A 12,793-nucleotide genomic window follows, 5' to 3' on the forward strand; every position below is an offset into this window, starting at 1 on the left:
TAAATCTTACACCTGAGAAGGACTCTGACAGTAAAAACCGCCTTGACAATTGTACAAGTTTTATTAGACACAAATCGTTATCAGCAATGCCAAAATTGAGCAATACTTGCCTTCATTTACTGATAAAGTTTATATTACAAAAAAGTATTTAGCTAAACCAAAGCGGGAAAAATTCAGTGAACTTTCCCCGCTATCTGCAAAATACTGCCAAAGCAGTATAAATAATGATCTCACTTTTTCCTATTCCACCCGTTGCAGGTTAGCAACAGTAACCTACGTTTCTTGATTGCTATATTAGTTTCTGTTTAAGAACTAAAGTTGAGCCTAGTACACCTAATAGAGCTAGAAAACCATTAATAGAAGTGGGTTCAGGAACTGGTGCAGCAATAGGAGTTTGACGAATTGTAAAAGAATTGTAGAAATCGTTTCCGCCTAAATCATCAGGGACATCAACAGAAAATGTGAAATCGACAGATTCACCAGGAGTGATAGATCCCCCAGACCAATCCAAATTGAAAGAGCCATCTTGGATAAGTTGCGTAAACTTGGACGAGGTTGGTTGAGGGTCGGAGCTTGAACCGTTGAAGTCAAAATCTGGAATTGCAAAGCCAGAGGGGACAAGAATTAACTCAGGTGGTGCAAAGTTATCATTGACACCAAAACCAATCTTGAAGTTAAAGCCATTCCAGATAGAGTTTGTATTATTCACAACTGTTTCGCTAAATAAATACTCGGTTGTTCCTCCTGAAGGTTGAACGAAAAGTTGGGTATCAATGGGGGCTATAGCTTGAAAAGTTTTAGGAGTACAAGATAAGCCGGGAAAGTTCAGGATTTGATTCGGGCTGGAGGCGATGCTGTTATCATTATTAGGAAATGGTGTTGTAACAGGAGTTTGAACCTGTGGACAAAATACATCACCTAAACCTGATCCTGTAGGTGGACTTATATCAGTAATGGTGCGAGCTTGTGAGGCTCCACTTAAGTATAAAGAAATTGTTAAAGTAGTGGCGAGGGTTTTACTTATTCCTGTGATTCTGTGATACATTTTTAAGTTGTTGGAAATAATGACAACCACATTTTACCAGAATCTACGCATCAGACAGACTTTTAATAGTCTCCAATGAACAATACTTCCACGCCAGTTAATAAGCCGACAACTGAACCAAATAAATACTACTTTTGCAGTAACAAAATCTTTAAAAACTAAGACTATTGAAAGAATATATAGGACTTCGGTTTAATTAATGAAAACTTTTTAATTAATGAAACCTTTTTAAGATAAAAACCTTGCTGGATGAAGATTTTAGTCTCAGTATATTTTCAAAATTAAAATCGGATTTTTATATAGCAATCCTAGATGAGTTATGAACAAAAAGATCCCCAATTTATTCGAGAAGTCGGGGATCTAAGCCTTTCGATGTTTACAAATCAAATAGGATTGCTATAGTAGGTTGGTGATATCTTAAAAACATAAATAGGCATCCCAAACCGTATTGGATAATAGGGCGGCTTAGTTTAACTCAAGGTGTTGTATAATGGCAAAGATTTAGATTCAGGCAAGAATATCGAAAATCCTTCTGATGTTAGCTAATCTACTAAATCTTGCGCTAAGATTTGCTTTTCATGTAAACTGTTATAAAAGTCAATGATAGAAACTTTCCTATTAAATTATTTATTGTTACTTTCTCAAGTACCTACCCCTGAACGACAATTCTCAAATTTAAAAAATCAATTAGAAAAATTTGGGTTTCAGGTAATAATTGATTTACCACCAAAGCGAGGTGCTTATGGGTTATTAGAAGAGTCCAGCAAAAAAATTTGGATTAATCCAGTAGTTTTTGAGCTACACATTGGTACTCAGACTCTAATTCACGAAGCTGTTCATGCCGCGCAAGTATGTGCGGGAAAAGGGAAATTAAAAACTTTAGGTTTAAATGTTCAGCCAATCAATTATGCTCGACCGTTTTTTATGCGGTATACCAATGTCCACAGGCAAGATTTAGAAAGAGAAGCTTATGCAGTACAAACTCAACCTAATAGTTTTGAACTGGCTATATCTCTTCTTCAAAAACACTGTAAATAATGTATAAGTATAGATATTTTAGCAGCTTAGGTATAGTTTAATTTGTACAAGTACTTATTTAACGAATTATAACAATATTATCTTTGGCAACTTGGGATCAGCGATAGACTAAGAAAAATTCCTTAAGGAAGCATTGATGCCACGAGCAAACGGGATTAAAAGTGAAATATCTGCACAGGAATTGCCTACAGTTTCAGATGAAGATACGGAAACAATCGAAGAAGAGCTTGAACCAACAGTTTCAGATGAAGATACCGAAACAATTAAAGAAGAGCTTGAACCAGTAGAAGATACCCAGAATATTGACGACATCTTAAACTCATTAAAAACCTTACTGAGTTCCGTAGAAAAGCTCCAAAAAGTCCGCCAAGAAGTGGGCGAAATCAAACCTTTGATTGGGCGGATGCTCGATGGGGAACTGGTTGCTGGTGAAGAACTTGAGCAACTCAAAACAGGTGTGAGCGGTCTTTCTCGACTTGTTCGTGCTTATAGTGACCATCAAGCAGCGCTGGCTAAAGCACAACCTGCGAGAAACTTACTAGATCAAGTGTTGAAAGAGCGTAAAACTAATTAAAATAAGATGCGATCGCCTCTTTTAAAAAAATGCGATCGCACCCTAATTATCCAAATGCGATTATCTTGAAAAAATGCTCGTAAACTGAAGGTGTAACTTAAACTTCAGTCCATCCAATGAAGTCTTTACAAGATTATACCTAGAGTAAAAAAACTAATTTGTGCCTTGTCTATCAACAGATTTTTCAGGAGGTTTACCTGCATTACGAACGTTGACAATCTTGCCAAGCAATTCAAACCAGAAGGGCGCACCCATCATGATCGCAAAACCACTGATAATCCAACCCAAAAAACTCCTAAGTGGCGGACAGAACCATCCTTTACTCTCTTCTACCTGCTGCTTCAGATTAGTCTCGTCCCGACCGAGGGGTAATGAAATAGACGAATTGACCTTTTGACGAACACATTCCAAATACTGAGTGTTCGCACCTGTATTATCTTTAATAGACAAACAATCTTTTGTCACCAATTCTGCATTCGCATTAAGCGCTTCCCGTAGGGCTGAGTCTGTCGTTAGCCGACTTATGATATGAAAGCTGTCTGCGTTCACAGCAATGGCAAGTAAGAAACCAATCAGAAAGGCAATTCCTTTAGCATTACGTTTGTAAACTCCTGATGCTCGGTCCATTGAGCTATCAAACCATACTTGAACTTCAGTTTTGAATTGATAGATTTCATCCTCCACAGATTTCACTTGAGTTTTAGCATATCTGAGATTAATCTCAGCACGTTTTGCTAAAACAGCCAAGCTTTTTCGAGTTGAATCAGGCAGGCGGTTTCCTATTTCTTCAATCTCTTTCTTAATATCTTCGTAAGCTTTATAAATCTCATCATTCTTATCAAGATTCCCAAACTCATCTTGAAAAGCCTTGTAAGTCTTACTCAACTCCACTATTTCCTGCCCTTTAACTTTTACTTCTCCAATTACCAGATCCAAAATATGAGCAGGACTGGGTTGTAGTCGGCGTATTAATTCATCAGTGTTGTTGTAGTTTGCATTGTTATACTTAGAATCACCTTGGTAGAAAATCCCATTTTTTAAAGACTTTAACTGAGCAATGAATTTTGTAACCTCAGTGTCTCCGTTTGGTTCATTTAGAGTCTGATTTTGTGAACCTAACGGATTATTTTCTTGCTCTTCTGAATCCTGCTTTTGAGAAGATGGGGAAATACTAGGAGTAAATAGCTTGGATGTTTCAATCAAGGAATCAATTTCATCCCTGATCCGATTTATGCTAGTTAAGAGAGTTGTTCTTCCATTATATAAATCAACACTAATAGCTTTAAGTTTACTTTGGAAACTCTTAAATTCGCTTTCTAAACTTTGACGAGTTTCATCCATAATATTTAAATTTTTATCCTTAACGTAACCCTCAACTTTCACAAGAATTTCATCTTTAATCATCCTTTGCAGGTTAAATACTGTGATCTTTTGAGAAATATCAGAGAGATTAAGCTTCTCCATTAATGTCGATGCAAAGGTTTCTGAAGGCATATACGAAGGCTCATTGCCGTTCAGCGTAATATTAATATTATCTTTTCTTCCCAATGTGACAACAAATCGAGATGCCTGACGTAGCCATGCTTCGATACCTTCTTTAGATTCTTGACTAATATTTTTAATGAGAGGGTTATCATATAACTGTTCAACGATCTTTTTCACCTTTTCATCATTTGCTGTTCCCTCACCACCCGTCAAAAGAATTTCAATTGATTTTTTTAGGTGGGCAGCACGCCACTGCAAAAGTGTGGTTAATATCTCCTGAATTTCTGAGGCAATTAAACTTAATATTAGGTAAATGAAAATTAAACCGATTACCAGATTTAAGAGAAATGGCAAGCTCATTTATTATGTTCACTTGATTTTAAGTGCTTTTAACATAAAGGCAATTTATCCAAAAAGCAATAATATTAATAAAAAATTTTATAAAAATTAATATAGTGTCTCATTTGTAATATATTTACTCGGCACTGATACCTGTACCTTATCTATTGGCTTAATAGTAGCCAGTCATGGAAAAACTTTTAAACAATAAGCTTTTATGCGTCTACGCCATCTTTAGCGCTATATTTATTAGAGGAACATCTTATAAATGATTCTTATGATTCCACAAACGCTAGATAAAATTACCACAGTTCAAGAACAACGGTTTCTCTTACCTGGACATTACACTTGGGAAGAATTTGAGAAAATTGAAGCCTTAACCGCAGATGCGCCAGGTTTGCGAATAACTTATCTTGATGGGTGTGTGGAATTTATGACTCTTGGTGAACAACACGAAGCTATTAAAAGTGTGATTGCTATATTTCTAGCGCTTTACTTCTTTGAAAAAGGCATTAACTTTTTTCCTGTAGGTAGCGCTACACGTCGAGCCAAAGAAAAAGGTGCTTCCTTTGAACCTGATGAATCTTATTATATAGAGGAAAAGAAAGAAAATCCTGACTTAGCAATTGAAATAAATATTACTAGCGGTAGCATAGATAAATTAGAAAAGTACAAGCGGTTTAAAATTACTGAAGTCTGGTTTTGGGAAAATAATCAGTTATCTATATATCACCTCACTAATGATAACTATGAGCAAATTACTCAAAGTCAGTTACTACCAGAATTAGATATAGATTTGTTAGCACGTTGCGTTTTAATGCCCTTAATACTTGAAGCTAGAACAGAGTTTATCAAAGGAATTCGGCAGTAATATTTTAAGGTAATGAAAAATGACTGCACAAGCAAAAACCCAACGCATTCAAATAAATTTAGATTTATCGCCAGAACTTTATGAGACACTAAATAATCTGGCACAACAGATTAATGGAGATAATGCCAAGGTTCTTATAAAAGCGATTACACTCCTAGAAGTAGCAGTAGATGCCAAGCAAAAAGGCAAATATATCTGGATTACAGATGATAACCAAAATCTTGAAACTGAAATTGTTGGTATCTAAACAGTATGACAGACATAACAGATTTATCAAAAATAATTGCCAGTAAAGGCGATAATCCACTAATTCTGTCAACTGTAAACTTGCAGTCACAAGAAGACGCAGAACTTGAGCGAAAGCTACGAGAACTCAAATTTAAACAAGAACTTAGGAAAGATTGGATTTTATTTATTGTCAGGGATGTAGTAATTTTTCCTACCGCCATCCTTTTCATTTTTGCTGTCAGCGGTTATTCCTTATTCACCCAAATTCATAGGTAGCTTATTTGGTAATATATAACAATTATGCACTATACTTTTTAATCAACCATAGAGGCGCAGAGTATGCAGAGAAAAGAGAGAGGATAGAGTTAACAAATAATTTGGAATTGTTATAAATTATTTCTAGTGTCTCTGTTACAAGTATCTAAATATTAAGGACACTGTAAGTTCTCTCCTGTTTTTGAATCAGAATCAGTTTTTTGCTTCTGGGTAGTAGAATAAGCTGTATTTGTCTGTCTTGAAAAATCAGGTAAGTCGCTTGTAGATGTATTACTATTAGAATTAGTTGTATTAGAAGGGTTTGAAACAGAAGAATTGTTTTTTGGATATCGTTCAAATAACGTGATCACGACGGCATAGCCTGCGAAAACCGTCCCTAAAAGTTAATTAGCGAATAAAATAGAATAGGTGGACAATGCTCACCTTACTACAAATTAGTATCGGTACAATCTACCAAAAAAATACGCTTCTCGTTTTAACTAACGACAAAAACCTGATCTTTAACAATAAAATCAAAGGTATTTTCACAAAAATAGGATTCACCTTTCTTATTTTTTAACAATAGTATAGGCAGTGTTATCTTTGAACACTAAATTGTCAAACAGACTACTAGTACTAGTTATGAGATGCTCTCTTATTATTTATCGTGGCTGCAAGCAGCAGTTTGTAATAAAGTATCATATTGTATAATAAATTCTTTCGTTCCCTAGAAGTAATTAATTTGCTTGAAAAAGTTTGGACAAAATGCCAGCATTCTAGAAATTTGATTGCTATATTATATTAAATAACTATTCTGGCAAGGATTTGAAAGCTGTGCGGTATGATTTACAGGGCTTGGAAATTAATCAGAATGAATTGCAATATCTGACTAATTTACCTGTTAATGATGAACTTTTAATTATTATAAAGCCTCTGCTTAAACTAGGGAAATTATATATAAATAAAATCAAAGGTTCTGAAGGAGCAACTGTAGTTTTTATTGGATTTTCTACATTTGTTTTTAGCTATCTTTTATTTGATATAATTATTAAGGTATTTGTCACCTGGATAACAATTCCATCCTGGTTATTGTTAATTATCTTAGGTTTTGGGGTTAGTGGTCTTACGCAAACTGTTTTATATTTAATCTGGAGAAGCCGAAGTAAACTTGTTAAGCTAAAAATGACAAATTCCCTACAAATCCTGTTAACTGATGTTGATAGATATAATACTGTTATTAGAGCAATAGATATTAATGATCAAATAGAAGAAGCTGGTAATCCAGAAGTGATTATCAAGGAAAGAGAGCGGGTTATCGAAGCGCTTAAACTCACAAAAGCTGATTTAGTTCGGGCTTTGAAAACAGAAAGGATTTTGAGGGAGAATAAGAGCTTTATCCTTAGTAACACAGAACTATTCGTTAACAATTTAGCAACTTTAACAGCCATGCAAGTAACTGAACAAGCTACTGAGCATGGAAGATTACTCAACGAAGCATTACAAATTGCATTAGATGTACAACACGAAATGAAAAAATTACAGAATCAGCGTTAAACTAATTCATAACCCGTAATTCAGTTTTGCAATGTGGATTTAAAAAGCACTCCGTAATTCACTCGGTACTTAGCATTTTTTGAGTGAGTTAGAGAAAGCGTGGATGTTCCCGATAAGCCTATAAACGCTGCTGAATCGGTTAGTTTCCAACCTAGTCGCTAGATATTATCAATGGCTTTTTCCCATAATCCTTCTCACAGTTGCGATCGCCGGTCTAACATAAAGAATATTCGTAAAACGATCGCTTATCCGCATGGACTGGAAAGAAGTTAGAGGCAACTGGGTAATCATTCCCCGAAATCCCATAGGTATCGTTCATTTTTTAGGAGGTGCATTTGTCGCCACTGCACCGCACATTACTTATCGCTGGTTACTCGAACAACTGGCAAGTAAAGGATATGTTGTAATTGCCACGCCTTTCGTCAATACATTGGATCATACTGCGATCGCCAAATCCGTGCTGTTAAACTTTGACCGCACCCTCGAACGCTTACACGACTCTGGGGCATTACGCAAGCTTTACTTCCCCATCTACGGCATTGGACACAGTATGGGCTGTAAGCTTCACCTGCTAATTGGTAGCCTCTTTAAAGTAGAGCGCGCAGGCAATATTTTAATCTCATTCAACAACTACGCCGCTAAAGAAGCTATCCCCCTAGTAGAACAGTTTAATTCTACTTTTGCCATCGAGTTTACCCCCTCACCCTTGGAAACCAACCAGCTTGTCCAAGAGCGCTACAATATTCGGCGCAATTTATTAATAAAATTTAGCAATGACACCATTGACCAATCGGCAGCTTTAACCAAAATCTTACAAGAACGCTTTGATGCGATGGTCACAGCACAAACATTACCAGGAACTCACACAACACCTCTAGGTCAAGACATCAAATGGCAAACTGGAACATCTTTCACCGCCTTTGACGCCTTAGGGCAATGGTTTAAGCAAGAAGCATACCGCGACTTGAACCAGCTAAAAAGCACCATCTCCTTGTGGCTAAATCCTCTGGAAGCGCCATAATATTTTATGACTGTTAAAAGCCATGAATTCGACGAAAAAAGGAAGATGAGTTAGTAGTATCATATAGACATACTACTAACTTATCAACCCATACTGTATTTTTATTTTCCATTTTTGCAGCAAATTATTAATTAGTGGTTCCTGCAATTTTTTATGTTTCAAATACTAATAATTGATGACGACTATTCAATAAAAACACTCCTGAAAAGGATGTTGGAAAAACAGGGTTATGAAGTAGTTGCTGTTAGTAGCGGCGAGGAAGGAATAGAAAAGGCATTAGCTTATCGTCCAGCACTAATTATTTGTGATTGGATCATGCCGGGATTGAGTGGTCTGGAAGTCTGCCACCGCATTAAAACTGACCCTAATTTTTCCACCACATTCTTTATTTTATTAACATCCTTAGATTCAGTCGCCGATTGCGTCAAAGGGCTAGATGCTGGTGCTGATGATTTTATCTCCAAACCCATTGAACACAATGAATTACAAGCACGGGTAAGAGCGGGATTACGTCAGCATCAGTTAAGTAGAGATTTGCAAACCCAAAAGTTGCTTTTAGAAACAGAAATGTCAGAAGCCGCAGAATATGTGCGATCGCTTCTACCTCTTCCCATGACCGAACCCTTCAATATAAATTTTCGATTCATTCCCTCGCGGCAACTCGGCGGTGACTGTTTCGATTACTACTGGCTCGATCCCAATTATTTGGCAATTTACTTGCTTGATACTGCCGGACATGGACTAAAAGCTACTCTTCCCTCTGTTTCAGTGCTGAATCTGCTTCGTTCTCGTGCGCTCAAAGGTTTAAATTACTATCAACCTAGTGATGTATTAAAGGCTTTGAATGATGCCTTCCAGATGAATTATCAAAATGACAAATACTTTACAATCTGGTACGGAGTTTACAACCGAATTGAACGCCAATTAATTTATGCTAGTGGAGGTCATCCACCAGCAATTCTAGTAACCGGCATAGAGCCAAGAAAGTCTGAAGTGAAACTCTTGAAAACCACTGGTATGCCGGTTGGGATGTTTCCAGAAGCAAAATATGTTGATGGATTTTGCAATATTGACAAATTCACCACACTTTATATTTTTAGTGATGGCGCTTATGAAATCACTAAATCAGATGGCACACTTTGGAGTTTAGATGCTTTTATTCAGCTACTAGTTAGCTTACAACATCCTCTTGATTGCCAACTTGATCAGGTACTGAGTTATTTAATCGCCCTAAATTCCAAAGATGCTTTTGATGATGATTTATCTATCTTGCAAATTAAGTTTGATGAATTAAATTTTGGAGACTAAAACCTGATTAAACTCTTCTTGGCTGGGAAATATTTCAAATACCTTATCCATATTAGTCAGTTCAAATAATATTCTGACTTGCTCATTAATCGAGCAGAGAACAAGCTGAGTATCAGCTGCCCGCAATGTTTTGAAAGCTAACACCAAAGCTCCTAAACCCGAACTATCCATAAAGGTTACATCTTGAAAATCAATCAATACAATTTTTGCACCCCTTTCTAGAATATCAGTAATATTTTGCCGAAATTCTTGTGAAGTTGTAGCGGTCAAATTACCACTGAGCTTAATAACTTTTACTTGTTCTCTCATAATTATTTCAGACTGATTTGTGTAAATGATGTTCTGATTTTGCTATTATATATCATTTAAAAAATGCTTACAAGATAAAAATTAGAATTCGCTGTTGAGTAATTATTGATAAATAATCACTAAAAATTAAATATAAATTATCAATATTCTAATCTGATTTTTTCCTTAAAAAGCAAAACTTGCTTTTTAAATATTGCTTAATTACTAGCAATTTACCAATGTAAAAATAGTTTATATACATTTGGTTTTGGTAGTTCAACATTCAATGCGGTTCGGTTAAGGTGCATAGTCCTTAAAGATCCCCCTTATCCTTCAAGTCGGGAAACTGCAAGGGCGGACAGGCTCCCCTTAAAAAGGGGGAAATAGATCTATTCTTAGCCCCCATTTTTTAAGGGGGGTTGGGGGGATCAAGTCTTATCCAAACCGTATTGGTTCAACATTATCTACAATGCGAATTAACTACTTTTCGGATTAATTACCAAATATTTTTGCAAATCAGTAAATTATTAAAATAGTCGTCATTGCAGGATGAAAATTTTTCATCTCAAGCATTTACAAAGAGGCATAGACTAGGCATAGGCGTCTCTGGGAGACGCTACGCGAACAGCGACGAGAATTCCTCAAACATTAGAAAGTTTCTCATCATAATCACTAATGAATTCAATTGACTACTTGTGATGGTAGCCAGCATATAAATTTATTTATGTCCGATTACTTACATAATTGCAATAATTTCCATCTGGATTTAGAAACTCGACCAAAAAAGTTTGGTTTCAGCAGAGCCAAGCTCAAATCTACAGATTCAGCAGGAAACATTAAGGTAGTAATTTATTCTTGGCTAAGGGGAATAATAATCACAAACTCAGATTCACTTCCTGACTGAGAAAGTTGCATTTGAGTCCGTTGAAGTTCCTGGAGGGCTGTTTCTAAATCTTCTGTCTGCTGCTTGATTTTGGTAGTGGTTTTGCTTCCGATAGCTGGAGGTTACATACACCACCACTTTCTGAGGTTCTCTCAGCTTATTGTCTTTGCTGCTTTAGTATTCGCAATATCTGTACGACTAACTCCCTCAAACAGGACTTACTTTAGCTCGATAAAGCAGTTTGTCACCTTGAAGATAACCAGTGTAGCGTACTTTGACTGTTTCACCTGGTTGTACATGTCCCTCCATCAATTGGTGTAACTGGGGATCATAGGGTATTTCGACTCCCACGGGTGCGATCGCTTCCACTCCCCACGCCTGTAAAAGTTTTTCTAGGGGTTTCTGCACCAACGGCACTATTTTGACTGCTGCTAGCTGGGGATTTTCCTGCGCTTTCTGTGCTGCTGTTGGCCATTGCAATAATAAAGATTCCAGCAGTTGTAAAGTTGACTGCTGGAGTTCTTGTAGTAATATATCTCGCTGCTGTTCTAGTTGAAGTTGTGATCGCTCGTACTCTTTTCTTAAATCTGCTATTTCTTGTAATAATTCCTGAGTAGGCGTTGCTTTCTCTTGGATCAACTCTCCGGTTGAAAAAGTTGCGATTAACTCACTCAAGGGTATCTGTAGCACTAGCGACAGCTTGAGCAGCACATCTACCCGCATCTGCTCTAGCTGCGATCGCCGTAACCGCAAAATTTGGCGATCTGAGACGCCAGCAGCGCGACTCAGCGCTTTAAAACTAGAAATACCCACCGATTGCATTAAATCTTGCAAGTTTTGGGTGAAATCAATATTGGGCATAGGGCATAGGACATGGGGCATGGGGCATGGGGCATTAAGCTTCTTCCCTATGCCCCATGTCCTATTCTTCCAGCAAACTTCTCAACATCCAAGCTGTCTTTTCGTGTACTTGCATCCGCTGAGTCAATAAATCGCCTGTAGGTTCGTCGTGAACTTCCTCTACCACGGGGAAAATAGAGCGTGCGGTTCTGACTACAGCTTCTTGTCCTTCCACAAGTTCGCTGATCATTTCCACAGCTTTCGGAACTCCCGGAGTTTCTGGAATCGAACTCAATTTTGCATATTCGCTGTAGGTTCCGGGTGCGGGATAGCCAAGCGCTCTAATTCTTTCGGCAATTAGATCAACTGCTAAAGCTAATTCTGTATACTGTGTCTCAAACATCAGATGTAACGTTTGGAACATCGGACCTGTTACATTCCAGTGGAAGTTATGAGTTTTCAGATACAGTGTATAAGTGTCAGCCAACAGGCGAGATAAACCCTCGGCAATTTTAGCCCTACTTGCCTCGTCAATGCCGATATTTACATTTTTGACTGTTACTTGCGATGACATAATTTTCTCCTAATTAGGTTATATGTAATTGAGTATTGGGCATTGGGCATTGGGTATTGGGCATTGGGCATGGGTTATTCTCCTTGTCTCCCTCATCTCCTTTATCCCCCCACTCTCCATTCTCTATGCCAAGTGCATCTGCAAAACGCTGCGGTTAGCTTTACGGACTCTAGCTAAAATGGTTTCTTTGCCTAAACGCTGGCAAGCTTCATACCGATGGCAACCAGAAAAGCCATAATATTGTCCATCTACTTCTAGGACATCAATGGGTTCTTGCTGCCCAATCTCCGCAATCGATTCTATTAAAGCTTGCACTTTATTTGGATCGTTTGCACGGGGCAATGGCCGTTTAATTTGGTTTAATGGAATTTCTTGGACTCTGACCATAAAAAGTTTATCCAACTATTTCTGTTTTGTGTCTCTAAATAAATCATAGTCATTATGACTTCATTTTGCAACTGAATGTTTAAGGCAAAATTGGTAATGGTAT

The 12,793-nt window shown here is 37.1% G+C and carries 14 protein-coding genes; 8 read left to right on the forward strand and 6 right to left on the reverse strand.

Going from position 1 to position 12,793, the window contains the following annotated elements; genetic code table 11:
- Positions 1 to 289: 289 nt before the first annotated feature.
- Positions 290 to 1,045 (reverse strand): PEP-CTERM sorting domain-containing protein, encoded by a 756-nt coding sequence (locus ACEW80_RS33660; RefSeq protein WP_373530772.1) that lies wholly within the window; start codon positions 1,043 to 1,045, stop codon positions 290 to 292.
- A 600-nt stretch (positions 1,046 to 1,645) separates the two neighbouring features.
- On the opposite strand from ACEW80_RS33660, the gene ACEW80_RS33665 reads away from it, so the two are divergent.
- Together ACEW80_RS33665 and ACEW80_RS33670 are read left to right on the forward strand one after the other, a co-directional pair.
- Positions 1,646 to 2,083, forward strand: a complete 438-nt coding sequence (locus tag ACEW80_RS33665) for a hypothetical protein (protein WP_373530773.1) — start codon at positions 1,646 to 1,648, stop codon at positions 2,081 to 2,083.
- Positions 2,084 to 2,219: 136 nt separating this feature from the next.
- Positions 2,220 to 2,657, forward strand: a complete 438-nt coding sequence (locus ACEW80_RS33670) for a hypothetical protein (RefSeq protein WP_373530774.1) — start codon at positions 2,220 to 2,222, stop codon at positions 2,655 to 2,657.
- A gap of 153 nt (positions 2,658 to 2,810) precedes the next feature.
- Here the strand turns inward: ACEW80_RS33670 and ACEW80_RS33675 are convergent, their stop codons facing one another.
- Entirely contained in the window at positions 2,811 to 4,502 is a 1,692-nt protein-coding gene (locus tag ACEW80_RS33675) for a hypothetical protein (RefSeq protein ID WP_373530775.1), read from the reverse strand.
- A 256-nt stretch (positions 4,503 to 4,758) separates the two neighbouring features.
- Between ACEW80_RS33675 and ACEW80_RS33680 the strand changes: the two genes are divergently transcribed.
- The 6 genes from ACEW80_RS33680 (at position 4,759) to ACEW80_RS33705 (ending at position 9,718) form a co-directional block, all read left to right on the forward strand.
- Positions 4,759 to 5,352, forward strand: coding sequence for a Uma2 family endonuclease (locus tag ACEW80_RS33680; RefSeq protein ID WP_373530805.1), 594 nt, complete (start codon positions 4,759 to 4,761; stop codon positions 5,350 to 5,352).
- Between the two features lie 19 nt (positions 5,353 to 5,371).
- Positions 5,372 to 5,599 (forward strand): DNA-binding protein, encoded by a 228-nt coding sequence (locus ACEW80_RS33685; protein WP_373530776.1) that lies wholly within the window; start codon positions 5,372 to 5,374, stop codon positions 5,597 to 5,599.
- A gap of 5 nt (positions 5,600 to 5,604) precedes the next feature.
- Positions 5,605 to 5,856 (forward strand): hypothetical protein, encoded by a 252-nt coding sequence (locus ACEW80_RS33690; RefSeq protein WP_373530777.1) that lies wholly within the window; start codon positions 5,605 to 5,607, stop codon positions 5,854 to 5,856.
- An 813-nt stretch (positions 5,857 to 6,669) separates the two neighbouring features.
- Positions 6,670 to 7,389 (forward strand): hypothetical protein, encoded by a 720-nt coding sequence (locus ACEW80_RS33695; protein WP_373530806.1) that lies wholly within the window; start codon positions 6,670 to 6,672, stop codon positions 7,387 to 7,389.
- Between the two features lie 253 nt (positions 7,390 to 7,642).
- Entirely contained in the window at positions 7,643 to 8,410 is a 768-nt protein-coding gene (locus tag ACEW80_RS33700; protein WP_373530778.1) for a DUF1350 family protein, read from the forward strand.
- A gap of 153 nt (positions 8,411 to 8,563) precedes the next feature.
- Positions 8,564 to 9,718: a PP2C family protein-serine/threonine phosphatase gene (locus ACEW80_RS33705; protein WP_373530779.1), complete on the forward strand. Its 1,155-nt coding sequence runs from the start codon at positions 8,564 to 8,566 to the stop codon at positions 9,716 to 9,718.
- Here ACEW80_RS33705 and ACEW80_RS33710 read toward each other — a convergent pair.
- The 4 genes from ACEW80_RS33710 to ACEW80_RS33725 form a co-directional block, all read right to left on the reverse strand.
- Positions 9,701 to 10,027 (reverse strand): STAS domain-containing protein, encoded by a 327-nt coding sequence (locus tag ACEW80_RS33710; RefSeq protein WP_373530780.1) that lies wholly within the window; start codon positions 10,025 to 10,027, stop codon positions 9,701 to 9,703. The genes ACEW80_RS33705 and ACEW80_RS33710 overlap by 18 nt on opposite strands.
- Positions 10,028 to 11,096: 1,069 nt before the next feature.
- Positions 11,097 to 11,750: a nucleotide exchange factor GrpE gene (grpE, locus tag ACEW80_RS33715; RefSeq protein ID WP_373530781.1), complete on the reverse strand. Its 654-nt coding sequence runs from the start codon at positions 11,748 to 11,750 to the stop codon at positions 11,097 to 11,099.
- 61 nt (positions 11,751 to 11,811) lie between these two features.
- Positions 11,812 to 12,303, reverse strand: a complete 492-nt coding sequence (locus tag ACEW80_RS33720) for a Dps family protein (protein WP_373530782.1) — start codon at positions 12,301 to 12,303, stop codon at positions 11,812 to 11,814.
- Positions 12,304 to 12,426: 123 nt separating this feature from the next.
- Positions 12,427 to 12,690, reverse strand: a complete 264-nt coding sequence (locus tag ACEW80_RS33725) for a ParB N-terminal domain-containing protein (protein ID WP_373530783.1) — start codon at positions 12,688 to 12,690, stop codon at positions 12,427 to 12,429.
- Positions 12,691 to 12,793 lie beyond the last annotated feature (103 nt).

Origin of the sequence: Nostoc sp. (assembly GCF_041747015.1) — a bacterium.
Classification (GTDB): domain Bacteria; phylum Cyanobacteriota; class Cyanobacteriia; order Cyanobacteriales; family Nostocaceae; genus Nostoc.